The following is a 25,044-nucleotide window of genomic DNA, read 5'->3' as shown; positions in this document are numbered from 1 at the left end:
TTCCCTTACGCAGATAAAATTTCAGTTGCGCCAAGTTGATCAAAGTCCATGCTGACATAAAACGGTAGGTGTACAGCTTGCTTACCAAGAGCAATACCAAACATATCGTTTAGCGGAAAGCTCGCTAAAAAATTAACATTAAGGCTGTAATCATTTTTTAAAAGCGTTAGCTGATGAATTTTTTTTATCACTGAGGGTGAGTGGACAACAGCTTTATAAACAGAATTTTCACCCTCACCATCAGGAAATTGTTTATATAAAATTTGGTCCATTTGAGGATGAATGAAACCATCAAGTAATTGCTTTAACAAGGATAAATCAATCCCTGTGTAGTCATCACTTAAAACCGAGGCGACACGCTCTGCAAATTGCTCCACATTATCTAACAAACTCTCGGGCTTTTGCTTTATCACTCGCGTTATAGTGAGCAACTCATGCTGAGCTAACATGGAGTCAGGCGAAAACTTATCAAAACACTGCAAGGACACTGAGAATCGCCCGCTATCATCAATGTTACTGGGCATTTCATAGTCACACAGATATTTATTGTACCCCCATGTTTCACGACCATTGATCAGCGCATAAACATTATTCACACTAATAAATGCAGGGTACCAATACAGATAGCTAATATCGCCATGTAACATTTTAGCGATAGGCAACCAAATGATAATATCCGTTTCCTGCATCCAGCCATGTTCAGAAAAAGGTGCTGCAAGTGACGATATTTTTTCAATATCGGTGAATGTGAGTAAGCAGGTTTCCCCTAAAACATTAAACGTTGTCGAGTCATTGGCAAGTTTATTAAGCGTAACATCGACATAATGCTGCATTTTTTGCTCAGAAGCGGAAACAAAAAAGCCATACATGTTCGCATTGAGCATCCTGCATGGAGGTTTAGCTACAGGGTTAGATAAAAAGTGGCTGTATGTTTGATTTGTAGACATAGTAATTACTTTAATTATTATTTAGTAATGACTATAGACCAGATTTTCTAATTAGGTATTGATTGCGCTGAGCTTGTCTCATTTGCAAGTAAGTGCGAGGTAAAATACTTATAAGCATTTAAATCAAAATTTTCAGATAAAGCATTCATAAAGCCATGCGCATATTCACTTATACTGCACTCTACCCGTTCCTTTTCGTTTAAAGCTGCCACCACAGGCTTGATATCAAAATGCGCTTCGCTGTGTGGAAAAATAAATCGACAAGGTATATTCGCATTCAACGAAAGGTGGTGTCTCACTTGCGAAGGATAAAAAGCAATGAGCTGCTTTATAAAAGGGTTATGTAGTTCTGCTTGTGCTCGCCACGCTGCTGATGCTCCTGCGCTAAAAGCAATAATCGTTGTAGGACGTTTTATCGTTGTTAATGTAAAGTGGACACGCTCGAAATAGGTGTCATGCCCACACTCATTCAAAAAGTGCTGATATTGGGCTGATTCATTTGTTGGCAATTGTATTTGCCCCATATATGGGTCGCACATTCTAACTCGATTTTTAAGCTGCAGGGCAAGCTGTGTTAGGTGAGCAGTTTTACCAAAAATGTCTGTTACCAAGAGGTAATTCATGAATCTACTTCTATTATTAAATATTATTTTTGTTGTCCCGATTAGAATACGCCTGTTTCAAAAAAACATCCAGCTATATTAAGCCTGGGCAAGCTATCCCCTTCAAATTGATATGGATTAACTTGAAAGACTGTAGAGACCTTTGCTGACTACTGCATAAAACTAATTAATAAATAAAGATAATCCTGTTGCTTTTGACATATTGAACAATTACTCTAACTGCCGATTTGTACCCAATAAACATCATTTAAACACTTACAAGGAAGTTAAATATGAAATACTTACTTTTACTCTCTACATTAGCATTGGCTGCATGTAGCTCATCACCCTCACGTATAGATACCAGTAATACAATGGACGTGATTGCTTTAAGTGAAGCGAGTGCGCCAGACAGTGTTAAAGGCATATTTAAATTTCATATTAAAGCCGCCGGAAAACACAGCGGTGACGTTTTTTTAAATACTGAAGAAGATTACCGTGATAGAAGGTCAATTACAGTTGCCTTAAACTATAAAGTTGTACCTGAACTCACTAAAAAATATGGTGAATCTCCGGAGACATTTTTTATTGATAAAGAGATAGAAGTCACGGGAGAAGCAAAACGCGTGACAATAGACTTCATCTCACAAGGACGAGCTACAAATAAATACTATTACCAAACTCATGTAGACGTATCCTCAGTTGAGCAAATTAAAGTACTTAATTAACAGCAAACATTTAAAAGACAAGTAAATACGTCTATTTGCTTGTCTTTTATAGTTTGAGTAAACGAGCACTTCCCTTAAAAATAACGCAGTTATAGCACTACATTAAAAGCCACTATTTAAAGTAGATTTTTTAAAAATAAAGCTTGCATAAAAAACATTCGTGAAGTAGTCTAGTTGTCTGGTTTTTAGAAACCTCGCGGTTAACCCCTTACCTTGATCCAGTAATTCCCGCATATTCGTATAAATACTTGCGACGTCGTGTTACCAAATGACAATTTGATGAATTTCAAAATTATCACCAAACTGTCACAAACTTAGTCAACACTGTACGCAAGACAACAAATGTCAGACTGTATTTTTTAACTGCCTTTAAAGCTCTACAGAATCTGACAAACAGAAAGAGTGAGTTTTATTATGTCATATAAATACAATGGGTCCCTGATCCAAATTGCACATCCTGTGCAGTCAATATCGGTTAACAAACAGCGTGTAATTTTTAGTGACACGCAAGGCTTGAAAAACGCCATTTTCCAAAAGGCCAGTGATGCCCGCCAATTTGTGAAATGGCTAAAAGCCAACTAAACCGAAAAACGCCAGCTCTGCTGGCGTTTTAGTTTTTACTTCTCTGCATTGAGCTAAAACCCTGCTACACTTATATTTTTAACTATTAATAGGTAGTAAGATGCGCCGTGCCTGTGTTCTTTTACTATTCTTTTTTTGTGCAGCTTCATTCGCCGAAAAACAAACAAAAACCATTCAATGGGTAGTCGTTGATTTCGCACCCTATTACATCATGAATGACCGTTATGAAGGTACTGGACGGGACGAAAGTGTCATGAAAATGATAGAAAAAGCGTTACCCGATTATCGATTCACACATACCCTTTATCCGTCGAGTCGTGTGATACACGAACTTTCGAATCCACAAAACAATTACTGTATGTTGTCGTTGTATCAAAATGAGCATCGTAAACAGCACATTGCTTTTAGCTCTCATACCTCAACAATTGGATTATCCCCATCAATAGCCATACGAAAAGAGCTAATTAAAGCGCTCGATTTAGACCCCAGTAAAGCAATTTCTTTAAAAGCTCTGCTAAATGATAACCACCTTGCACTTGGGGTATCTATGAGCCGCTCGTTTGGTAAAAGTATTGATGACGTGATAAACACCAATCATGATGCCAATATAATATTTCGCCCAGGCAGTGATACTTTAGCGAGCCTTACTTACATGCTAAGTAAAAAACGCATTGATATTCTATTGGGTTATCCAAGCGAGCACTATTATCTAGCTCATTCAATGGGCTTCGAAGACAAACTAACACAACTCACTCTTACGGAGGCACCCAAGTTAAGTGAGGGGTTTATTGGTTGCACCAATAATGAACAAGGCCGGCACATTATTAGCCAATTAGATGTTGCATTAGAAAAAATCGCACATACACAAGAATATCACGATATTTTAGTGCGCTGGTTACCTGATAATTTAAAACCAATTTTAGAGAAAAGGCTCAAGGATAGAAATGAAAGTGCCGCTCATTAAGCGGCACTTTTAAAACAATGTTACTTACGAACACCTTCAATAAATAAACCAATATCCACATGTGTAGATGCAGGTCCAAGGTTGTAATCAATGCCGTAGTCAGCAAGTTTTAGGCTTGTTTCACCTTCAAAACCAACACGGTAACCCCCCCATGGATCTTTACCTTCACCTATTTTATCAATTTCAAAGGTAATCGTTTTAGTGACGCCATTTAAAGTGAATTCACCCGTTACATCAGCTTCATCACCCTCTTCGTCAAATTTAATTGAAGTACTTTTAAACGTCGCTGTTGGGTGCTTATCTACATTTAAAAAGTCTTTACCACGTAGGTGCTTATCACGTTCAGCGTGGTTAGAATCAATACTCTTTGTTTCAATCGTTACATTGATTTTAGAGGCATCAGGCTTTTTATCATCGTAGCTAAAATCACCTGAAAAAGTGTTAAAGCGGCCATGCAGCCAGCTATAGCCTAAGTGTTTAATCTTAAAAGTAACGAATGCATGGGCACCGTCTGTATCAATCACATAGTCTGCTGCATTCGCATTTGCAGTAGAAAATAACGCCGCACTTAATGCCGTGCTTAAAAGTAACTTTTTCATATTAATCATCCTTTAGTGGTTTGATCATTCTAGTTAAGGTTTTATCTTTATCGATAAAATGATGTTTTAGTGCCCCTAATGCATGTAAAACAACAACACCTATCAGCCCGTATGTGGCATAAAAGTGAATTTCACCTGCAATATCTTCTTGATTAGCAATTGAACCTGGCAACGCGGGTACAGCAAATAAATTAAATACGTCAATAGCACGTCCATCTGCTGTCGAGATTAAATAACCCGTTATAACAATGACGATAAGTAATAGATAAATTATTTTATGTACTGAGTGAGCAATAAAGTTCATGGTTTTAGTATTAGATACCGGTTCAGGTTGTGTACCGAGTAACCGCCAACCAAAACGAAAAAGTAAAACAGCAGCTAAGGTAATCCCTACACTTTTATGTAAATCAAGGGAGCCTTTATACCAAGCATCATAATAAGTTAGCTCAACCATATAGACACCTAAGCCAAACAGGCCAAATACCCCAAGAGCCATTAACCAATGAAGTGCAATTGCTACCCATCCGTAGCTGGTTTTAGTGTTGCTTAACATACTCTTTTCCGAAAATCGCTATTCCTACTGGTAGAATAGCCTAGCTTATTTGCAATTAAAATAGCGTTAAACAAACATCATCTGTGCATTTACGCACACATTTGTTTAAGCTATATATGATTTCGCTTAAACAAAAAGAGTTAATGGTTTTTGTGCCAAAGCGTTTCGTCTCTGCATTTACTACACTCACCGACTAAGTGATTTTTTAGTACATGCAACGACACCTTATTGCATTTGCCACAACTTAGCTGCGCTTCAACCCATGCTCTTGTTCCAGGGTCAAATCTTAAACGGGCTATTGTTGCAGAGTACACAGACACAAAAAATGGTACACAAAAGGTCAGTGCTAGTTTTAGCCAATGAATATCGGCTAATTTCATACTTAGAATGAGATCGCCTTGATTAATTATGTTTAAGAAAATACCCACAATAAGGGCAGTCTTAATACCTGTAACTAAGGTTGTTCTGTTAAGTGCGACCTTTAAAAATAGAATTGATTTGATCACGATATGCTCTTGTGAGTTTAAAGACTCATTAAATGACCTTTAAAACACAAAAACTATTCCTAATGATTTATTATAAAAGACTGACCGCTTTTATCATCACAACTTAGAACGATAATTAGAGGGCGTTTTTCCAAAAAACTGTTTAAAGGCACTTTTAAAGGAGCTTTCAGATTGATAGCCCACCATCTCTGAAATCGATGTTAAAGAATACTGTGTTTGACTAATTAACTGCTTTGCTTTGAACATTCGTCTCGCCAGCAAGTACTTCATTGGTGTAACGCCTACCGACTCTTTAAAGCGGGTTGTAAATTTTGAACGGGACATATTACATACCTCTGCTAAAGAAGCTAATGTCCAATTTAGTTCTGGGCTTTCATGAAGTAAACACAAAACTTTATTTAGACTGCCACTGTTGAGCGCTGCGATAAAATTCTCTTGTTCTTTATTATGTTCTATATAACAACGAATAATTTGAATAAACAAAACATCTGTCAATCGGTCAATAAGCACCTCTTTTCCGAGGTTATTATTAGCACTTTCACTTGTTAACATTTTAATTGCGGCGTTCAACCAACTATAGCTATGCCGATATTCCTGCGTGATGTGAATCAACTCTGGCAATGAGTCAACAAATGCATGATTAGAGTCACGATCAAACTCAAAATAACCGCAAACAATATTAAATTGACCATCACTCCCTAAGAATGGATTTTCACCCTTGTGAATTTTTTCAACGACCTGCACCGCTGGTAGGCAATCAGAATTAGGATTATCTAATAACTGATGTTCAGTACCATGAGGTAAAATAACAGCATCCCCTGCCAGCAACTTTATCTGCTCATCACGGCCTTTAATATTTAACCAGCAACTCCCTTTATCAATTATATGAAAAGCAGCTTTTTTACTTGAGGCTACGCTCAATCCCCAAGGTGATTGAAAGCACTCTTTAAAATAAACACTTCCGCGTAAATGAATATCTCTTAAAACTACACTTAATGCATCCATCAACATTTGCCTGTCATTACACTCGATATTCAAATAGTAAGCTTTTGAATACGCAAGTGAAACAACTTAAAGCGCTATAGCACTAATTGTGGACGCTAAGACATTAAGAATTTCTCGTTTAGTAGTGATAATAAATGCGCTAAAACAAGTAAACAAAAAGGTGTAATTATGAAATTTAGTATTAAACAGTTAAGCCTCGCTATCACAATGAGCGTATTGAGTATCTCAACAGCTTATGCTGATGGATTACCAAACCCTGGTATGGAGTATTCTCGGGGTAATACGGCTGTTGTTATTACAGATCCACAAGTGGATTTTTTAAGCCCTAAAGGTGTTACTTGGGGTGTGGTGGGTGAAAGTGTCACGAAAAATAACACTGTTGAAAACCTCGAATCTTTAATGAAGACCGCTAAAAAGAAAGATATTCCTCTGTTTATCTCTCCTCACTACTACTACCCACATGATCATAAATGGCAACATCAAGGTTCATTAGAAGTGCTTATGCACAATATCAACATGTTTGATCGTAAAGATGCATTATCACTTGATGGATTTAAAAATTCAGGGGCTGATTGGCTACCAAAATATAAAAAATACATAAATGATGGTGAAACGATAGTTACCAGCCCTCATAAAATGTACGGCCCTGACTCTAACGATCTTGTCTTACAGCTCAGAAAAAGAGGGATCGGTAAAGTAATACTTGCAGGTATGTCATCTAATTTATGTACAGAATCTCACTTAAGAGAACTTATGGAGCAAGGCTTTGAAGTACAAGTTGTTTCAGATGCAACCGCAGGTGCAATTCTGCCAGGCATGAATGCTTATGAAGCTTCTTTAATTAATTTTCGGATGATTGCAAATTCAGTTCGAAATACCAAAGAAACAGTAAAGCTAATGACAAAAATCTAATCAAACTTTACTTGTAGCGAAAATTAAAAAGGCGATACTTTTAAAAATCGCCTTTTTTAAAATCATTCATCATTTTTTATATTAATTAATCTCTTTGCGGCAGCATAATCTGGGCGAAAAAGAGTTTAATTTATAGTCTAGAACTTAAGCCGATAAAACCAATCACTATGAATTACTCTTTAATACTCGGATAATTCACTTTCAGCTATAAGACAGATCACTCTTGCACGTTTACAATCCGCTCTATACCTGTACTATATTTTACGAAATCACCTTCACCAAAATTTTCTGCAATCTTCACGTCAATACTCTTGCTATGCATCGTAGAAAGAAATCTAACCAAATATATTCCTGGCTTGCTTACCTTATAAGCATAAGAGATATCATATTTTTCACGAGGTCCTATATCAATAAAAGGCAAAGCAATTTTATTTTTACCTTGATATCTCGAATGCCCTAAATACACAGGTTCGTTGTAGGTAACGTGTCCATCTTTAAAGTCCATTTTTGCAACTAAAATAGAATTATTATCAAGCAAAACTCGAACATCCTCATTGCCAATGTTTTCCAGAGTGATGCCTATTGCTAAAACAACTCCTCCCTCTGTCATAAATTGTTGTACATTAATATTAGTTAGTGCACTAGACGCTAGGTTAGTTTTTTGTCGGAGCTCAACAACCTGAAGTTCAGCAATACTTTCTTCTCGTTTAATCCACGTACCATAAACAGCCCAAGCAGCAACACAGATAGCTGCTAGCATAAGAAATATCTCTTTTACTACTGTAACTTTTTCAATGGCTTTCATTTAAATCTCTTAGCTTCATTGTAGTGTATCTCGTACGTACCAAATTCTAAATTAACATCATTTAAGGACTCACATGAACTATAGATTTCAAACACAAGAACTAGCTAAAAAAGCTTAGTAAAAGACTAAAGATAGATTCAGAATTGCTTCCTATGGGGCTAACCTTGAACTCTATTTCAAGCCACTTGTTTGACTTAAAGCTTACAGCTATTCGCTTTCTTCCACCAAACCAACATAAATCTGGCTACTGGCATCTACCTGAAAGCAGCTGATCAGGTTTTCTTTCACCAGCTCTAACATGGCGATAAAGCTTACCACAACACCGCTTCGCCCCTCTTCAATGGTAAAAAGAGTGTGAAAAGGTAATTGTAATTGAGCTTCTGAAAGTTTATCTAATATAAGACTCATGCGTTCACGGGTAGACAAGGCCTCTGCGGTAATATGGTGATGCTCAAATGTTTTCGCCCGTGCCATAACGTCACTTAACGCAACTAACAAGTCCTTCATATCAACATCAGGTAGCAAGGCATTCTGCTCAGCAAATTCTGGCACCAGCGCTTCGGCAACAAAGATATCGCGGCCTTCGCGAGGGATTTCATCAAGATTTTCGGCGGCTTTTTTAAATTGCTCGTATTCTTGTAAACGTCTTACAAGCTCAGCTCGTGGGTCTTCTTCCTCTTCAAGCTCTTCATGTTTTGGTAGTAATAATCGTGATTTTATTTGTGCTAATAGCGCCGCCATTACGAGGTATTCACCTGCTAGTTCAAGCTGAAACTCGCTCATCATTTCAACATAACTAACGTATTGCTCAGTAATACTAAAAATAGAGAGCTCTAGCACATCCAATTTATGTTTTTTGATTAAATACAGAAGTAAATCAAGTGGCCCTTCAAAGGTCTCTAAAATGATTTCAAGCGCGTCGGGTGGAATGTATAAGTCTTCAGGCTTATCGACCACCGCTTTGCCATGCAAAAAAGCCAGTGGCAGCTTTTGCTGTACTGGCTCTTGTAAATTATCTGTCGCATCAAGCGGTTGGCTAGTCAATGAAGTCTCTACTCAAATGGTTTAGTATCACCACAACCGACACGTAGAATTTCGATATCATCATCCGACAAATCAATCACTGTGGTTGCTTGCTCAGGAAGATACCCACCATGAATAATTAAATCAACTTGCTTTTCAATACGCTCGCGAATTTCATCAGGATCAGCTTCGGTATATTGCTCCCCTGGTAAAATTAAAGAACACGACATTAACGGTTCACCTAATTCAGCCAGTAAAGCACAGGTAATTGGATGTTCGATAACACGAATACCAATGGTTTTTTTCTTTTCGTTTAATAAGCGCTTTGGTACTTCTTTAGTGCCTTTAAAGATGAACGTATATGGCCCTGGGGTGTTATTTTTAATTAATCGAAACAGCTGATTATCGACACGAGCATAAGTTGATAGCTCCGATAAGTCGCGGCAGACCAAAGTAAAGTTATGGTGTTTTTCAATACCACGAATACGTTCGATGCGCTCTTTCGCTTGTTTATTACCAATGTTGCAGCCAAGTGCATAACCCGAATCGGTTGGGTATACAATAACGCCGCCTTGCTTAATAATATCAACCGCTTGGCTAATTAAGCGTGGTTGCGGATTATCTGGATGAATATGAAAAAACTGACTCATTACACGCTCCTATTGCCCTTCCCATGCTTGCCAAACCCCTTGGCAATCTTTTGGTAAGTATAAGTTTTTACCTAACTCCAACCAGCTGGTCGGAAAATGAAAATCTGAACCTTGCGACGCGAGTAAGCCATATTCACGACTAAGCTCCCCTAAAAACTGGCGCTCACTGGGTGCTTGTTGTGGTTGTGCCACTTCCATGGCATCGCCACCTGCGCCTTTAAATTCAATAATTAACTTACGCAGCCACTTATTCGACATTTGATAACGCCCAGGGTGTGCAAGTACGGCAACCCCGCCGGCTTGGTGAATTGCAGCAATTGCCGTTTGCATATCGCACCAACTACTTGGTACATAGCCTGTTTTGCCTCGCCCTAAGTATTTTTTAAATACCCCCGGGAAGTTTTTAGCTACACCACGTTCAATTAGTGCACGGGCAAAATGCGCCCGTGTGATTTGTGCATTCTCGGCAAATGTTTTAGCTTGCTCATAAATGCCATCAAAACCATTTTTGGCAAGACGACGACCTATCTCTGTTGCTCGCTCTTCACGCTTGGCTTGTTGCGCGTGTAATAGTGACAGCAGTGATTCATTGTCATCGTCAACATTTAAACCAACTATATGAATTTCAAAGCTTTCCCACTTTGTTGATACTTCTACACCAGCAATCAATGTAAGCGGTAAATTATCATCTGCAATGACTTGGCGCGCAGGTTTTATCGCACTTAACGTGTCGTGATCGGTAATTGCAAACACATCAATGTTTTTTTCAACCGCGCGGTGTAACAATTGCTCGACTGATAGCTGACCATCTGAGTATGTGGTGTGGCTATGTAAATCGTATTTTATCAAAGGGAAAGACTGCTTAACGTAAGTTCTTGAATCAATGATGTGAGTATAACAAAATTTTTATAGTAATTGTGGTAAATTAATACTTGACAGTATCGGCACAGGTACGCTTTACTGTATGCACTTTCAGACACGTTAAATAAGCAACAAAAATGAACAAAACAATTCAAATCACAATTTGGTGGTGGCACTCGTAACTAGCGGGTGACGAATTGTCGTGTCTAACGATTTCTAAACCCGCTCATGTAGTGGGTTTTTTTATATCTAAATTTTAAGGTTTTATAATGAATTACATAGCAACTCTTACACATCACTGGTGGTGGCGCCTGGCTTAGCGGGACGGTAAGGGTCTATCTAATTTATAGGCATCTTTATACGAACCCCGCCAAGCATCGCTTCGCGGGGTTTTGTTTTTTAAAGAGTTTTTGGGAATGAGGGAGAATGAGGTTTGATTTTTAGTCATATAACAACGACACCGGGTGAAGTAACCAGTATCACTCAAGTGCGTGACTACATAAGTAGCCCACTTGCGTTATACAGTTTACTCGATAAGCCTAATTCACTGCTGTTAGAGTCTGCTGAAATTGATTCTAAAGACAGTGTAAAAAGTCTAATTTTGGTTGACTCAGCGCTACGACTTGTTTGCCAAGGCAAACAGGTCACACTCACAGCACAGTCAAATAACGGCAAACAATTACTGCCTTACTTACAAAGTCATGTGCAAAATTGCTCGGTAGAGCTTGTAGAAGACACATTAAGGTTAACCTACGATGAGATTGCCAGTGATACCGATGAAGCCAGTAAATTAGTGGCTGATAACGCTTTTAGTGCCCTACGCAGCTGCATTAATAGTATTAAAAGCACCACAGACAATCCGTTTTCTGTGTTTTTAGGCGGTGTATTTGCCTACGACATGGTTGCTAATTTCGAATCCCTTTCTGATGTGCCTGACGGTGAAAACAGCTGCCCAGATTACGTTTTCTACTTAGCTGAAACGCTCGTTGTCATTGACCACCAAGCGAAGACAACTGAGCTGATTGGCAATGTGTTTAATGGCCCAGATGTACATGCAAACTGCTTTGAAGTCGGCCAACAGCTAGAGCGTTTAAATGCTGTATGTGACAAAGCCAAAAGCTACCAGGGGCAAAAGCAAACAGGCTCAAACCCAATTTCTGTTGATGTTAACGACGAGCAATACTGCGAACATGTCATCAAATTAAAAAAGAACATCGTTGATGGCGATATTTTCCAAGTTGTTCCATCACGTACTTTCTCTCTTGCCTGCCCTGACTCACTTCATGCTTACAGCCAACTAAAACTTCAAAACCCAAGCCCATATATGTTTTACATGCGCGATGAAGAATTTGTGTTATTTGGTGCATCACCCGAATCAGCCCTCAAATATTGTGTACAGAGTAAACAAGTCGAGGTATACCCCATTGCCGGCACTCGCCCTCGTGGTAAGTTTGCTAATGGGCAAATTAACCCAGACTTAGACAGCCGTATTGAACTTGAACTTCGCAACGACCAAAAAGAGCGTGCTGAGCACCTGATGTTAGTTGATTTAGCGCGAAATGATGTTGCCCGTATTAGCGTACCAGGCACACGCCACGCTAAAGAGTTATTAAAAGTAGACCGCTACTCACAAGTGATGCATTTAGTTTCACGCGTTGTGGGTACTTTAAAACCTGAACTCGATGCGCTACATGCTTACCAAGCTTGCATGAACATGGGCACCTTAGTGGGTGCGCCTAAAGTACGCGCTGCTGAATTAGTTCGTCAAACCGAACAAAAACGCCGCGGCAGTTATGGGGGTGCAGTGGGTTATTTAACCGGTGATGGTGCCATGGATAGCTGTATTGTTATTCGCTCTGCCTTTGTTAAAAACGGCACAGCCTACGTGCAAGCAGGTGCAGGTGTGGTGTTTGATTCAGATCCACAATCAGAAGCTAATGAAACCCGCGCTAAAGCACAAGCTGTGATCACTGCGATTCAATCGACTTACGAGGCACAATAATGACGATAACATCAGCCTATAAAATTTACTTTTTAGATAACTTTGATTCATTTAGTTATAACTTAGTCGATGAACTTTCTATGTTAGGGTGCCAGTTAGTGGTATACCGTAATAACATCAGTGCACAAAGCATCTTTGACAAAATGTGCCAAGAGACAGTACCTGTATTATTAGTGCTTTCACCTGGCCCTGGCGCACCATCTGATGCAGGTTGTTTAATGGAACTCATTGAACTGTGTAAAGGCCGCTTCCCGATGCTGGGTATCTGTTTAGGGCAGCAAGCACTAACACAAAGCTACGGTGGGGTTATTGGTCATGCAGGCGAAACAGTGCATGGCAAGTCATCAATTATTACGTTGAATGAGCACCCAGTATTCGCGGGTATGGGCGATAAAATGCCGGTTGCTCGTTACCATTCATTAATGGCAACCAAAGTCCCTGATGAGGTGGAAGTTATTGCCTCTTATGAGACTATTCCAATGGCAATTTACCATCAACAAGATAATGCCCTTGGCTATCAGTTTCATCCTGAGTCAATTTTAACGCCAAATGGCGCATTGCTATTACAGCAAAGCATTGAATTTTTAACCGCACGCGTGCAGTAGAGGAATAACATGGAAGCAACAACTCAAACCCAGTTAAACCAATTATTAGCAAAGCAAGATTTATCGTTTTCGCAAGCAACTGCATTGTTTGATGCCATCATGAATGGCCAGCTTAATGATATTGAATTAACTGCTGCACTTATCGCCCTAAAACTAAAAGGTGAAACGAGCGATGAAATCGCCGGTGCGGCGGCATCAATGCGCGCCAATGCGGTGCCATTTCAAACCAGCAAAACCTTACTTGCCGACAGCTGTGGTACTGGTGGTGATGGTTCAAACACCATTAACATTAGTACCACTGCTGCTATTGTTGCCGCCGCTGCGGGTATTAACATGGTCAAACATGGTAATCGCAGTGTGTCGAGTAATTCGGGATCAGCGGATTTACTAAAAGCCTTGGGTATTAATATTGATATGAGCCCAGAGCAAGCTGCCTATTGTTTAGAAAATACAGGGTTTGCATTTTTATTTGCACCGCATTATCACAGCGGTGTACGCCATGCGATGGGCGTGCGTACGGCTCTTAAAACCCGCACTATTTTTAATATTTTAGGGCCACTAGCCAACCCTGCTGCCCCTGAGGTGCAATTGCTTGGCGTTTATGATGCTTCGCTGTGTTTACCAATGGCCGAAACCTTAAAAACCCTTGGTACAAAACGCGCTATGGTGGTTCACGGTGCAGGCACTGACGAAATTGCCTTACACGGAACAACCAAAGTGGTTGAGTTAAATAACGGTGAGCTGAGCGAATACACGCTAACAGCAAGCGATTTTGGTCTTGCAAACTATTCACTTGAACAACTAGCGGGCCAAGGCCCAGAATATAATGCAAAAGCAAGCTTAGCGATTTTACAAGGTCACGGTGACGAGGCGCATAACGCAGCCATTATAGCCAACGTTGCGGCACTTCTTTATTTAACCGGTAAAGCAAGCGATTTAAAACTAGCCGCAGATCAGGTAAGTGAATTATTAGCATCAGGCAAAGCGATGGACACATTGAACGCAATTATTGAGGTAAGTCATGGCTAACGTGTTAGACAAAATTGTTGCCGACAAACGTATTGAATTAGAACAAAGAAAAGCACAGCGCCCGCTTGAGTCTTTCATCGGAGATGTTGTGCCAACCAAGCGAGACTTTGAAGCGGCGTTAGCAGCAACAGGCACGCAATTTATTTTAGAATGTAAAAAGGCATCTCCGTCAAAAGGGCTTATTCGCGAACCATTTAATTTAGACGAAATTACATCGGTTTATAAAAAGTACGCAACCTGTATGAGCGTGCTTACCGACGAAAAATACTTCCAAGGTAGCTATCAGTACCTTGAGTACGTGCGCAGCCAAGTAGAACAGCCGCTTATCTGTAAAGACTTCTTTATTGATGAGTACCAAGTTTACTTAGCACGTTTATCGGGTGGTGATGCTATTTTATTAATGCTCTCCGTCCTTGATGACGAACACTATTTAGCGCTTCATAAAGTGGCTGATTCGTTAAATATGTCGGTGCTTACTGAAGTCAGTAATGAGCATGAAGTAAGTCGTGCACTTGCACTTAATGCAAGCCTTATCGGTATTAACAACCGCGACCTTCGTGATTTAAGTACTGATCTTGCAACGACAGAGCGCTTACGTCAGCTTATCCCAAATGACAAAGTGGTTATTTCTGAGTCGGGCATTTATACCCATAATGATGTAAAACGCCTTGCACCATTGTGCGATGGCTTTTTAATCGGTAGCTCACTGATGGCTGAGCGTGACCTAGAAGCCGCGTGTCGTAAAGTGATTTTAGGTGAAAATAAAGTGTGTGGTTTAACCCGCTCACAAGACGCGATGGCAGCCTACACAAGTGGTGCTGTGTATGGTGGCTTAATTTTTTATCCTAAGTCGCCACGTTATGTCGATATCGACTGCGCTAAACAAGTAACGCAAAGTGCCCCGCTCGCGTATGTGGGTGTTTTTGTCAATGCGCCTGTTGAACAAGTGGTTGATTATGCACAAAGCTTAAAATTAGCTGCGGTGCAATTACATGGTGACGAGAATAGCGAGTATATTCAAAGTCTCAGAAAGCAATTACCACTTGGCTGTGAAATTTGGAAAGCCCAAGCTGTTAAAGGCGAGTTACCTGAGCCGCTTGAAGGGGTTGATCGCCATTTATACGACACTTACAGCAAAAGCCAAAAAGGCGGCACAGGCGAAGCATTTGATTGGTCTGTGCTTGAGACGGCAACCGTGCCGTTTATGTTAGCCGGTGGTTTAAATCCAGATAATATTCATGCAGCGCTTTATCGCGGTGCCAATGGCCTTGACCTAAATTCTGGCGTTGAAGCGTCAGCGGGTAAAAAGTGTCAAACAAAATTACAAAATGCGTTTTCGCATATCAGAAATTATTGAGGTTAGAATGCAAAATCCAGCTTATTTCGGTGAATTCGGTGGTATGTTTGTACCACAGCTGCTTGTGCCAGCACTCAAGCAACTGGAAGCAGAGTTTAATAAATCACAAAACGATCCAGCTTTTCAGGCTGAGTTCGAAAAACTTTTAAATGAATACGCAGGTCGCCCTACGCCATTAACACTGACACGTAACTTAGTTAAAAATCCTAAGGTAAAACTGTATTTAAAGCGTGAAGATTTACTGCATGGTGGTGCGCACAAAACCAACCAAGTACTTGGTCAAGCACTACTAACCAAGCGCATGGGTAAAAAAGAAGTGATTGCAGAAACAGGTGCCGGCCAACATGGTGTTGCAACGGCCCTAGCCTGTGCCCTACTTGGCTTAAAATGCCGTGTTTACATGGGTGCAAAAGACGTTGAACGTCAGCAACCAAACGTATTTCGCATGAAACTAATGGGCGCAGAGGTTATTCCTGTCACAGCGGGCTCTGGCACCTTAAAAGATGCAGTCAACGAAGCACTGCGTGACTGGTCAGCAAATTATAAAGACGCTCACTACTTACTAGGCACTGCAGCAGGCCCTCACCCATTCCCAACCATGGTGCGTGAGTTCCAAAAAATGATTGGTGAAGAAGCAAAACAACAAGTGCTTAAAGCTGAAGGTCGCTTACCGGATGCGGTGCTTGCTTGTGTGGGCGGAGGCTCTAACGCCATTGGTATGTTCACAGACTTTATTGATGAGCCAAGCGTAAAACTAATTGGTGTAGAGCCAGCTGGTAAAGGCTTAGATACCCACCAGCATGGTGCCACCTTATGTAAAGGCACAAAAGGCATTTTACACGGTACTTATACCTACATTATGCAAGATGATGATGGCCAAATTGAAGAGTCTTACTCTGTATCAGCTGGTCTTGATTACCCTGCTGTTGGCCCACAGCATGCTCACTTGCATGAAACAGGCCGTGCAGAGTACGTTGGTATTACTGATACTGAGGCACTTGAAGCATTTCAACTACTGGCCAAGAACGAAGGGATTATTCCAGCGCTTGAATCAAGCCATGCCCTCGCATATGCCCTTAAATATGCCGAGCAACAAACCGAAGACACTATTTTAGTGGTTAACCTAAGCGGCCGAGGCGATAAAGATTTAGCTCACGTACACAGTGTATTATCAGAAGGAGGCGCACTATGAGCCAGACTAACCGTTACGGACAACTGTTCGCCACATTAAGCGAAACTAACCAAGGTGCCTTTGTACCGTTTGTTACTATTGGCGATCCTAATAAAGCACTGAGTGTAGATATTATCAAAAGCTTAATTGATGGCGGTGCCGATGCCCTTGAGCTAGGTATTCCATTTTCAGATCCGATTGCTGATGGCCCGGTGATCCAAGCGGCCAACATTCGTGCACTTGATGAAAACATCAATACCCAAGATTGCTTTGATATCATTAAACAAGTGCGTGAGTACAATGCTGATATTCCAATTGGCCTATTATTGTATTCAAACCTGGTGTTTAAGCGTGGCATCGAAAAGTTTTATCAAGATGCTAAAGAAGCGGGTGTCGATTCAATTTTAGTGGCTGACGTACCACTACATGAGTCAAAGCTATTTCGCCAAACAGCAATGAAAAATGGCATCGACCCAATTTTTATTGCAACGCCTAATGCTGATGATGACACTTTACGAGAGTGTGCGTCATACGGTCGTGGTTACACATACCTTCTTTCACGCGCAGGTGTAACAGGCACAGAAACCAAGGCGCAAATGCCAGCAGATTCATTAGTTAAAAAGCTAAAAGATTACCATGCTGCACCGGCTTTATTAGGCTTTGGTGTATCAACACCTGAAGATGTTAAATCAGCACTCGAGTCAGGGGCCGCTGGTGCGATTTCAGGCTCGGCCGTTGTTAAAATCATCGAGGCAAACCTGGATGACCAAGCAGCGATGCTTACTGGTTTAAAAGAGTTTGTAGCCAGTATGAAAGCAGCTACTAAGTAATTTATCATATAAAAAAGGGCCTTAAAGGCCCTTTTTTGTGTTTAACTGATTATGAGAAGTAATTAATGATGACGGTGGATGCCTTCTTTAATTTCTTCGATAAACTTACGGTTAAAAGCCTCTAAATCAGCAGGGCTTCGGCTTGTAACTATACCCTCATCAACACACACCTCTTGATCAACCCAATTAGCGCCAGCATTAATTAAGTCGGTTTTAATACTTGGGTATGACGTTACTGTACGGTCGCGTAATTTGTTAACTTCAGCTAGTAACCATGGGCCGTGGCAAATCGCGGCAATGGGTTTGTTTTTTCCGGCACTGAAAAAACCATCAACAAACGCTTTCGCATCGCTATTCTGGCGAAGTGTGTCTGGGTTAAATAAGCCGCCGGGTAATAATAACGCGTCATATTCAGCAGAGTCTGCTTCGCTGACTACACGGTCCACACTGACTCGTTCACCCCATTGGTTTTCATCCCAGCCTGTAATATCACCACGTTCAAGTGACACAACCTCTACCAAAGCGCCTGCTTCGAGTAAAGCACTACGCGGTGACAATAGCTCACTTTGCTCAAACCCATTAGTTGCGAGGATGGCAATTTTTTTACCATTAAGTTGGCTGTTTAAATCTGACATGTTATCTCCTTATTTAGGTAAACCTAAGTTAATTACAGCAGACAATATGCCAGAGTTAACCTCATGAAATTAAAGAGCTAATTTAAAAGTTTTGATTATTAGCTCTGTAAAATATACAACACCCTTGCAAATACTGCTTACAACACATCCTTTAATGCCTTTGCAGGCTTAAACACAGGTTTGTTAGCGCCTTCGATTTCGATTTCTTCCCCTGTTTGTGGGTTGCGCCCTTTACGTGCTGGGTAATAACTTAGGGCAAACGTACCAAAACCATTGATTTGTACTTGGTCACCTTCAGAGAGTGACTTTTCGATGACATTTAACAGGCTGCTGAGTGCAGCTTGTGTGTCTTTTTTTGTTAATTCACTATGGGCAGCCATTTGTGACACTAACGCGGCTTTATTCATAAAATGCTCCAAAATACGCCGCTTAATCATCTGAGGTTAAGCGGAAAAAGATAAGGTAAAATAACCCAAACACCGGTTTAGACCAGATTTGCTCGGGAGGCTAAGCTTTCAGGGCAGCTAAGTCAACCTTGTATCTTGAGCAATAACTTGATACAACCCAGTATCTTTTTAAATTAGAGCATTTATAAATCTATGCATGCGATTATTGAATACATCCCGCTGATTTTGTTTTTTGCGGTTTTCAAATTAGTTGATATTTATTGGGCAACAGCATTGCTGATGCTAACTACCTTAATTCAGGTTGCTTATTGTTATTTTAAAGACGGCAAAGTGCCAACCCGTCACTGGGTGTTTTTTGCCATCGCAGTGGTATTAGGTACTCTCACCTTAGTTTTTCATGATGAACAGTTTGTGAAATGGAAGGCCACCATTGTGTATGCCATCTTAAGTGCTACCTTGTTAGTCAGCCGCTATGTGCTTGGTAAAAACTTGGTAAAAAAGGCACTTAGCTCGATTTTAGAAAATGTCTCTGAGAGTAAACAAGAAATCAAGGTACCGGAAACACTGTGGAACAAACTTAATCTCTTTTGGGTTGCAGTAACCGGTGGTATATCAGCTCTAAACATTTATATTGCTTATAATTTCTCACTCGATTTTTGGGTTAATTTTAAAGTATTTGGCTTAATGGGGATTACCTTTGTGTGCGTACTAGCCACTATCATCACGCTCTTCAAATACTTACCTGAAGATGATGAAGAGAAAGATTCAAAGCAATCTTAATGTCATAAATCTGTCGTCTTAGCTTGTTAGCGTATACAAAAAACACGCTGAGACGACATTGAACGCTAACCATTACCGCTGGTTTGAATTTACCCTCATATTTGTTTCTTTGCCGCTTTTAGGCTTCTTGCTACGCGCCTACTTGGCTAACTGGCTTATACCTGCCCTTATTATTTTAATGGCCGTGTGCAGCATGTTGCTTTTGTCTGATCCTCATTTCAAACGCTTAAGGTTAACCAGCTTAGGTGAATTTAGTGCAGTCAAACGTCGCTTGTTTAGCTTCTTCTTTTTAGGAGCACTATTCTCAGGCATGTTTTACGGCATCATGAATCAAGAAAACTGGTTTTCGATGCCCAGAAATTCTTTTTATGATTGGCTAATGTTGCTATTACTCTACCCAATTTTATCGGTGATGCCACAAGAGCTTATTTTCAGAACCTACTTTTTCCACCGCTACAAACGCATTATGCCAAGTAAAACCGTGCGTATCATTGTCAGTGCATCGGTGTTTGCGTTAGCTCACATTGTCTATGCGAATGTATTGGCCGTACTGCTGGCATTTTTAGGTGGGCTATTATTTTCTTACACTTATGCGCAAAGCCGCTCGACCTTTGCGTGCGTTATTGAACACAGCTTATGGGGGCTTTGGATGTTTACTTTGGGGCTAGGTGATGTTTTAGATGCAGGGGCTATTTAGCGAATATAAAAAAGCCGCGCCAAAGTGCGCGGCTAAATATTGAGTTGGCTTTTAAAATCCGAAAATACTAAATGCAAAAAACTTCGTTGCGACGGTATTTACAAAAATGAGTAATAAAATTGCAGGGATAAACGTTGATAGCGAAAAGTTCACATACTTCTCTGTAAAGCTACCGATATAGCCGTCACAGCCTTGGCTTAGCTCTGCTGATAGGTTTGCTTTTTTCCAGCGGTACATCACGAATAAACACACCATTAAGCCATTAAGCGGTAAAATTGTGTCGTAAAACACATCATAAACAATATCAAATAAGCTCTTATCTGCGCCGCCATAATTAACAAACTGAGTAAGTGAGTCAACCATACCAAACGACATGGTACACAACACAGTTAATACGCCTGTTGATAAAGTTAGGATAGCCAATGCTTTTTTACGGCTGATACCCTTACGATCACTTAATGTTGCTGTTGGTACTTCTACAATCGATACAAGTGACGTAATTGCCGCAAAAAAGACGAGTAAGAAGAATACAAACGCAACAATTGATGCACCCACGTAGCCAATATCAGCTTGTAATGCTAATAAAATTTTTGGTAGATATACAAAAATCATCGACACCGATGAGTCAGATAAAGTACTTGGATCAGTATCTGGGTTAAAACTAAAAATAGCTGGAAGCACCATAAGACCGGCAATAAACGCAACCAAGGAATCGGTTACCGCAACCATTTTAGCACTGCCAACGATATCATCTTTCTTAGAAATATATGATGCATAGGTCATTAAAATACCCATACCTAACGACAGTGAGAAGAACGCTTGAGCTAGCGCACCATTAAGTACACTCGCACTCATTTTACTAAAATCAGGTACGATGTAATACTTTACACCCGCCATCGCGTTATCAAGTGTTAATACATAAACCACCAGCGCGGTAAGTAACACAAATAAAGCCGGCATCATAAACTTAGCTGCTTTTTCAATACCTTCTTTTACACCACCAACCAAGATCAAGTTAACGATGATTGCAACTACAGCCATATAACCAAACACGGTATAGCTATTGATAAAGGTACCAAAGTTATCAGGCTGAGCTAAAGCACCTAAATTACCAAATGCGGTTTGCGATAAATAACCAAAAATCCACACAGTGATCACCATGTAAAACACAGCAATCATAAATGGCGTTAGTACCGCTAAAAAGCCCGCAAAGTTCCATTTAGGATCATTGCTCGCCAATAATTTGTAAGAACCGAGAGGATCTTTTTGCGCTTTACGACCCATTGCCATTTCGGCCATCATTACAGGCAAACAGATAAAAATGACAAACAATGCATAGACTAACAGGAAAGCACCACCACCATTTTTTGTAGCGGAAACAGGAAAACCCACTAAGTTTCCGATACCTACAGCAGAACCGGCTGCCGCTAAAATAAAACCGAGGCGGGAGCTAAAATGCTCGCGTTTTTCGCTCATTTAAAAACCTTATTATTATTTTCTCAATCAAGCGACTCTACCAGTGTTATACCGCGTATTTCAAGCTTTATAAGTTAAAGTTATATGGGTTTGTGTAAAGATTATTACGCAAATAATCTCTCGTCTACTCAGCAGAATATGCTACTATTTTTTCAAAATAACATTGAGAACACATTATGCTGTATATGATTTATTCAACAGACGTTGAGAATAGTTTGGACGCACGTAAATCTGCTCGCCCTGCTCACTTAGCTCGCCTTCAGGAATTAGACGATCAAAATCGTTTATTTACAGCAGGCCCACTACCAGCCATTGATAGCGAAGACCCTGCTGAAGCAGGTTTTACAGGTTCATTAGTGGTTGCTGAGTTTGATTCATTAGAAGCAGCAAGGGAATGGGCAGCAAACGACCCTTATATTGCAGCTGGCGTTTATGATAATTCAGTTGTAAAGCCATTTAAAAAGGTCTTTGGTTAATTTTTAACTAGAGTGAACTTTCCTGCTGCAATAATTCAGTGTTTGTTCACTGCTTGTTAACTAAGATCATCTCGTTAAATCACATAATTTAACGTTTTTACTTGAGTTTTAGTTACTTGGTTAATTAAACTAAATGGGTCTGGTTTAGGAGTTTCCCGTCATGCGCGTATTATTAGCCTTCAGTTTTAGCCTACTATTTGCACTTTCGAGCTTTCAAGCAGCTGCAAGTAACAAGCAAGCTGATGAGGTCAGTAAAAAGCAAGCAGTGTTGATTGCAAAAAAAGCGGAAGACGGTAGAACCCTCAAAATCACAGAGCAAGAAAAAGTATATACCGTTAGAATATTAAAAACGAACGGACACGTGGTCGATATCCATGTGAACAAAAAGACTGGCGAAGTGAAAAAGGATTAAAAATGCGAATTTTAGTAATTGAAGATGATTTACACTTGGCAGACAATTTACGTAATGCCCTTGAGAAAGAGCGCTACAGTGTAGATCTTTGTCACGATGGCGAAGCTGGTTTATTTCATATTACAGAATACCCTCTTGATATGGCAGTAGTCGATTTAGGCTTACCAAAAGTAGATGGTATTGAACTGATCACAAAAGCACGTGCACAAGGTATTACTATTCCTATCTTAATTTTAACGGCGCGTGACCGTTGGCAAGATAAAGTAGAAGGTTTAGATGCGGGCGCTGATGATTATCTTACTAAACCGTTTCATGTTGAAGAGTTAATTGCACGCTGTAACGCACTTATTCGCCGTAGTGCGGGTAAAGCAAACCCAGAAATGACCGCTGGTCCAATCAAAATTCATACTCGCTCTCAGCAAGTATGGGTAGATGACAGAGAGCTTAGCCTTACAGCATATGAATACAAAGTACTTGAGTACTTAATGGTTAACCCACAAAAAGTGATCTCTAAGTCAGAGCTAACTGAGCATATTTATGACCAAGACTTTGATCTTGACTCAAACGTAATTGAAGTATTCGTACTTCGTTTACGTAAAAAGCTTGACCCCGACGGTACACTAAATCCTGTAGAAACATTACGTGGTCGTGGTTACAGGCTTAAAAGTCAGTGGTAGCATCGCAAATACCGCTTAAAGTAAGACAAGGATTTATCCTTGTCTTTGTTTTATTAGTTGCCTTACCGATTTTGTTTTTCTCAATTGGTAAGGCTTATTACGCCTCCTTGGTCGAAGCGACCGAAAAAACGCTCGAAGCCCATTTATACTCACTTATTTCTGAAGTCGACTTTACAGAGCGCGGCATAGTGATGCCAAGCACCATTCTCACACCAGAACTCAACAGACTAAACTCAGATACTTACGCCATGATTTATCGTGGGGATTTACCTGTTTGGTACTCTGAATCAGCAACGAATATTAATTTTATTCCTGACGAATTCGAAGCCCCAGCTGGTTCAGCAGATTTTCGCCGTGTTGAATATAATAATGTGGTTTATTGGCAGCTTACCCTGACCGTTATTCTAGAAAACATAGATCAATCCGAACATGCACGGTTTATTTTGCTAAAACGTAATGATGCGCTACTAAGGCTAATGGATGGATTTAAACAAACATTGGTTAACTGGATGTATGTTATGGGCGTGGCAATCGCCGCATTAATGGCCATCGGTTTTGTTTGGAGCGCAAGACCCTTGCAACGTTTAGACAAAGAGATCAAATCTATTGAGTCTGGCGATAATCAGCAGATTAAAGGCCTTTACCCAGTTGAGCTACAAACAATTAAGGCGGATTTAAATTTATTACTTGAGTCGCAACAACGTCAAAAGGAGCGCTATCGTGCCTCGTTAAGCGATTTAGCACACGCGTTAAAAACCCCATTGGCTGTACTGAAGTCCAGCCCACTTGCTAATGATGCTGACGCTCAAGAGCAGTTAGATCGCATCAATGTGATGATCGAACATCAATTAAAGCGAGCCGCCACTGGTGCGTCTGACACATGGAAAAAACAGACTCTCGTGAAGCCCATTATTGATTCAATTTTGAGTGCCATGTCGAAGGTTTATCGTGAAAAAGATATTATTTTTACTTGTGAAGTAACAGAGAAAGATTACTTCTTAGGTGACAAAACTGACTTAATGGAATTGTTAGGAAACCTAATTGATAATGCCTGTAAAGCATGCCGCTCACAAGTCGACATCAAAGTTTTGCAAAGTAAATCTTTGACAATCAGTATCAGTGATGATGGACCTGGCGTGCCCGTTGACAAGCGTGAATCATTATTAACAAGAGGCACCCGATTGGACACTTATGAAAGTGGTCATGGTGTTGGTATGGCTATCGTGTCGGACTTAGTAAACTCTTATAATGGCCACTTAACAATTGGTGACTCCGAAAAGCTTGGTGGTGCTGAGTTTATTTTAGAGTTTAACTATCGTGATAAAAAATAATATGAAACACCCGATATTGACAGTTTTTTTAGGATTTATATCATTTCAAGCATTCTCTATCGATGCTCAAGAGCAATGCACGTTACACGGCAATACACCTGCTGAAACAAAGCAATATATTCGTTGCTTAGATAAAGTCATTGCGGATTTGGAACGCGAACAAAAAATGTGGGTGAATAAACTGACTCTAGATCTGGAAAAGATAAAAGAAGATACAGGTAATAGCCAACTATTACCTATATTTTTACGCAGTGTAAAAAACCAAGCCAGCTACCAAGAGGATAGTTGTCGTTGGCGTTACTTACAGAAAATGCCAAATGCAACTAAGGCAGCTATCACCTACAAACAATGTGAAATCAACATACTTAATCAGCACCTAAGTGTGTTAAAGCGCCCATTAAAGTAAGAAGGCGCATCAGCGC

Annotated in this window: 29 protein-coding genes; 16 read left to right on the top strand and 13 right to left on the bottom strand. The window is 40.2% G+C overall.

Annotation, left to right across the window (positions count from 1 at the left end):
• Positions 1–5: 5 nt before the first annotated feature.
• Together L3Q70_RS07215 and L3Q70_RS07210 are read right to left on the bottom strand one after the other, a co-directional pair.
• The gene (locus L3Q70_RS07215; RefSeq protein ID WP_237115137.1) at positions 6–947 is read right to left on the bottom strand and encodes an acetoacetate decarboxylase family protein; all 942 of its coding nucleotides are present in this window, start codon (positions 945–947) and stop codon (positions 6–8) included.
• Positions 948–994: 47 nt separating this feature from the next.
• Entirely contained in the window at positions 995–1,570 is a 576-nt protein-coding gene (locus tag L3Q70_RS07210; RefSeq protein WP_062568873.1) for a hypothetical protein, read from the bottom strand.
• A gap of 272 nt (positions 1,571–1,842) precedes the next feature.
• On the opposite strand from L3Q70_RS07210, the gene L3Q70_RS07205 reads away from it, so the two are divergent.
• Both L3Q70_RS07205 and L3Q70_RS07200 read left to right on the top strand, forming a co-directional pair.
• Positions 1,843–2,277, top strand: a complete 435-nt coding sequence (locus L3Q70_RS07205) for a hypothetical protein (RefSeq protein WP_237115136.1) — start codon at positions 1,843–1,845, stop codon at positions 2,275–2,277.
• A 682-nt stretch (positions 2,278–2,959) separates the two neighbouring features.
• The gene (locus tag L3Q70_RS07200) at positions 2,960–3,823 is read left to right on the top strand and encodes a TIGR02285 family protein (protein ID WP_062568871.1); all 864 of its coding nucleotides are present in this window, start codon (positions 2,960–2,962) and stop codon (positions 3,821–3,823) included.
• Positions 3,824–3,843: 20 nt separating this feature from the next.
• Here the strand turns inward: L3Q70_RS07200 and L3Q70_RS07195 are convergent, their stop codons facing one another.
• From L3Q70_RS07195 to L3Q70_RS07180, 4 genes are all read right to left on the bottom strand, one after another.
• Positions 3,844–4,422, bottom strand: a complete 579-nt coding sequence (locus L3Q70_RS07195) for a YceI family protein (protein ID WP_062568870.1) — start codon at positions 4,420–4,422, stop codon at positions 3,844–3,846.
• A gap of 1 nt (position 4,423) precedes the next feature.
• Positions 4,424–4,975, bottom strand: a complete 552-nt coding sequence (locus tag L3Q70_RS07190; RefSeq protein ID WP_193988689.1) for a cytochrome b — start codon at positions 4,973–4,975, stop codon at positions 4,424–4,426.
• A 140-nt stretch (positions 4,976–5,115) separates the two neighbouring features.
• On the bottom strand, positions 5,116–5,481 hold the full coding sequence (gene nrtS, locus L3Q70_RS07185) for a nitrate/nitrite transporter NrtS (protein ID WP_228074453.1): 366 nt from the start codon (positions 5,479–5,481) through the stop codon (positions 5,116–5,118).
• Positions 5,482–5,577: 96 nt separating this feature from the next.
• A complete protein-coding gene (locus tag L3Q70_RS07180) occupies positions 5,578–6,486 on the bottom strand; it encodes an AraC family transcriptional regulator (RefSeq protein WP_193988688.1) in 909 nt (302 codons plus the stop codon).
• A gap of 168 nt (positions 6,487–6,654) precedes the next feature.
• Here L3Q70_RS07180 and L3Q70_RS07175 point away from each other — a divergent pair, with 168 nt between their 5' ends.
• Complete coding sequence (locus tag L3Q70_RS07175; RefSeq protein WP_237115135.1) at positions 6,655–7,398, top strand: cysteine hydrolase; 744 nt, start codon at positions 6,655–6,657, stop codon at positions 7,396–7,398.
• Positions 7,399–7,615: 217 nt separating this feature from the next.
• Here the strand turns inward: L3Q70_RS07175 and L3Q70_RS07170 are convergent, their stop codons facing one another.
• The 4 genes from L3Q70_RS07170 to L3Q70_RS07155 all read right to left on the bottom strand — a co-directional run bounded on the left by L3Q70_RS07170 (position 7,616) and on the right by L3Q70_RS07155 (position 10,725).
• Positions 7,616–8,203, bottom strand: coding sequence for a hypothetical protein (locus tag L3Q70_RS07170; RefSeq protein WP_193988686.1), 588 nt, complete (start codon positions 8,201–8,203; stop codon positions 7,616–7,618).
• A 207-nt stretch (positions 8,204–8,410) separates the two neighbouring features.
• Positions 8,411–9,247: a ScpA family protein gene (locus tag L3Q70_RS07165; RefSeq protein ID WP_237115134.1), complete on the bottom strand. Its 837-nt coding sequence runs from the start codon at positions 9,245–9,247 to the stop codon at positions 8,411–8,413.
• A gap of 8 nt (positions 9,248–9,255) precedes the next feature.
• The gene (locus L3Q70_RS07160) at positions 9,256–9,876 is read right to left on the bottom strand and encodes an L-threonylcarbamoyladenylate synthase (protein ID WP_193988685.1); all 621 of its coding nucleotides are present in this window, start codon (positions 9,874–9,876) and stop codon (positions 9,256–9,258) included.
• A 9-nt stretch (positions 9,877–9,885) separates the two neighbouring features.
• The gene (locus L3Q70_RS07155) at positions 9,886–10,725 is read right to left on the bottom strand and encodes a PHP domain-containing protein (RefSeq protein WP_193988684.1); all 840 of its coding nucleotides are present in this window, start codon (positions 10,723–10,725) and stop codon (positions 9,886–9,888) included.
• Positions 10,726–11,170: 445 nt separating this feature from the next.
• On the opposite strand from L3Q70_RS07155, the gene L3Q70_RS07150 reads away from it, so the two are divergent.
• Genes L3Q70_RS07150 through trpA form a run of 6 tightly spaced genes read left to right on the top strand, consistent with a single transcriptional unit; the run spans position 11,171 to position 17,731 of the window.
• Positions 11,171–12,739, top strand: coding sequence for an anthranilate synthase component 1 (locus L3Q70_RS07150; RefSeq protein WP_062568863.1), 1,569 nt, complete (start codon positions 11,171–11,173; stop codon positions 12,737–12,739).
• Positions 12,739–13,344, top strand: coding sequence for an aminodeoxychorismate/anthranilate synthase component II (locus L3Q70_RS07145; RefSeq protein ID WP_062568862.1), 606 nt, complete (start codon positions 12,739–12,741; stop codon positions 13,342–13,344). Before L3Q70_RS07150 ends, L3Q70_RS07145 begins: the two co-directional genes overlap by 1 nt.
• 9 nt (positions 13,345–13,353) lie before the next feature.
• Positions 13,354–14,373, top strand: coding sequence for an anthranilate phosphoribosyltransferase (gene trpD / locus L3Q70_RS07140; RefSeq protein ID WP_062568861.1), 1,020 nt, complete (start codon positions 13,354–13,356; stop codon positions 14,371–14,373).
• Positions 14,366–15,730 (top strand): bifunctional indole-3-glycerol-phosphate synthase TrpC/phosphoribosylanthranilate isomerase TrpF, encoded by a 1,365-nt coding sequence (gene trpCF, locus L3Q70_RS07135; RefSeq protein WP_237115133.1) that lies wholly within the window; start codon positions 14,366–14,368, stop codon positions 15,728–15,730. Before trpD ends, trpCF begins: the two co-directional genes overlap by 8 nt.
• Before the next feature lie 7 nt (positions 15,731–15,737).
• Entirely contained in the window at positions 15,738–16,922 is a 1,185-nt protein-coding gene (gene trpB / locus L3Q70_RS07130; RefSeq protein ID WP_062565365.1) for a tryptophan synthase subunit beta, read from the top strand.
• Positions 16,919–17,731, top strand: a complete 813-nt coding sequence (gene trpA / locus L3Q70_RS07125; protein ID WP_062568859.1) for a tryptophan synthase subunit alpha — start codon at positions 16,919–16,921, stop codon at positions 17,729–17,731. The genes trpB and trpA overlap by 4 nt, the downstream gene beginning before the upstream one ends.
• A 62-nt stretch (positions 17,732–17,793) precedes the next feature.
• Here the strand turns inward: trpA and L3Q70_RS07120 are convergent, their stop codons facing one another.
• Both L3Q70_RS07120 and L3Q70_RS07115 read right to left on the bottom strand, forming a co-directional pair.
• Positions 17,794–18,366, bottom strand: a complete 573-nt coding sequence (locus L3Q70_RS07120) for a type 1 glutamine amidotransferase domain-containing protein (protein ID WP_062568858.1) — start codon at positions 18,364–18,366, stop codon at positions 17,794–17,796.
• 137 nt (positions 18,367–18,503) lie between these two features.
• A complete protein-coding gene (locus L3Q70_RS07115; protein ID WP_338053563.1) occupies positions 18,504–18,803 on the bottom strand; it encodes an HU family DNA-binding protein in 300 nt (99 codons plus the stop codon).
• A gap of 162 nt (positions 18,804–18,965) precedes the next feature.
• Between L3Q70_RS07115 and L3Q70_RS07110 the strand changes: the two genes are divergently transcribed.
• Both L3Q70_RS07110 and L3Q70_RS07105 read left to right on the top strand, forming a co-directional pair.
• Positions 18,966–19,553 carry an inner membrane-spanning protein YciB gene (locus L3Q70_RS07110; RefSeq protein WP_062568856.1) on the top strand — a complete coding sequence of 196 codons (588 nt, stop codon included), beginning with the start codon at positions 18,966–18,968 and terminating at the stop codon, positions 19,551–19,553.
• 58 nt (positions 19,554–19,611) lie between these two features.
• Positions 19,612–20,250 (top strand): CPBP family intramembrane glutamic endopeptidase, encoded by a 639-nt coding sequence (locus L3Q70_RS07105; protein ID WP_062568855.1) that lies wholly within the window; start codon positions 19,612–19,614, stop codon positions 20,248–20,250.
• Positions 20,251–20,301: 51 nt separating this feature from the next.
• Here L3Q70_RS07105 and L3Q70_RS07100 read toward each other — a convergent pair whose 3' ends face one another.
• Positions 20,302–21,726, bottom strand: coding sequence for a sodium-dependent transporter (locus tag L3Q70_RS07100; protein ID WP_237115132.1), 1,425 nt, complete (start codon positions 21,724–21,726; stop codon positions 20,302–20,304).
• Positions 21,727–21,902: 176 nt separating this feature from the next.
• On the opposite strand from L3Q70_RS07100, the gene L3Q70_RS07095 reads away from it, so the two are divergent.
• The 5 genes from L3Q70_RS07095 to L3Q70_RS07075 all read left to right on the top strand — a co-directional run bounded on the left by L3Q70_RS07095 (position 21,903) and on the right by L3Q70_RS07075 (position 25,028).
• Complete coding sequence (locus L3Q70_RS07095; protein WP_237115131.1) at positions 21,903–22,202, top strand: YciI family protein; 300 nt, start codon at positions 21,903–21,905, stop codon at positions 22,200–22,202.
• A gap of 160 nt (positions 22,203–22,362) precedes the next feature.
• A complete protein-coding gene (locus L3Q70_RS07090) occupies positions 22,363–22,614 on the top strand; it encodes a PepSY domain-containing protein (protein ID WP_062568852.1) in 252 nt (83 codons plus the stop codon).
• 2 nt (positions 22,615–22,616) lie between these two features.
• Positions 22,617–23,291, top strand: coding sequence for a response regulator transcription factor (locus L3Q70_RS07085; protein ID WP_062568851.1), 675 nt, complete (start codon positions 22,617–22,619; stop codon positions 23,289–23,291).
• On the top strand, positions 23,285–24,622 hold the full coding sequence (locus tag L3Q70_RS07080; protein WP_193988680.1) for an ATP-binding protein: 1,338 nt from the start codon (positions 23,285–23,287) through the stop codon (positions 24,620–24,622). Before L3Q70_RS07085 ends, L3Q70_RS07080 begins: the two co-directional genes overlap by 7 nt.
• A 16-nt stretch (positions 24,623–24,638) precedes the next feature.
• On the top strand, positions 24,639–25,028 hold the full coding sequence (locus tag L3Q70_RS07075) for a hypothetical protein (protein WP_237115130.1): 390 nt from the start codon (positions 24,639–24,641) through the stop codon (positions 25,026–25,028).
• Positions 25,029–25,044: the final 16 nt, after the last annotated feature.

This window comes from Pseudoalteromonas sp. CF6-2 (assembly GCF_021729425.1).
GTDB classification, from domain to species: domain Bacteria; phylum Pseudomonadota; class Gammaproteobacteria; order Enterobacterales; family Alteromonadaceae; genus Pseudoalteromonas; species Pseudoalteromonas arabiensis.
This window is presented reverse-complemented; position numbering and strand designations above follow the sequence as displayed.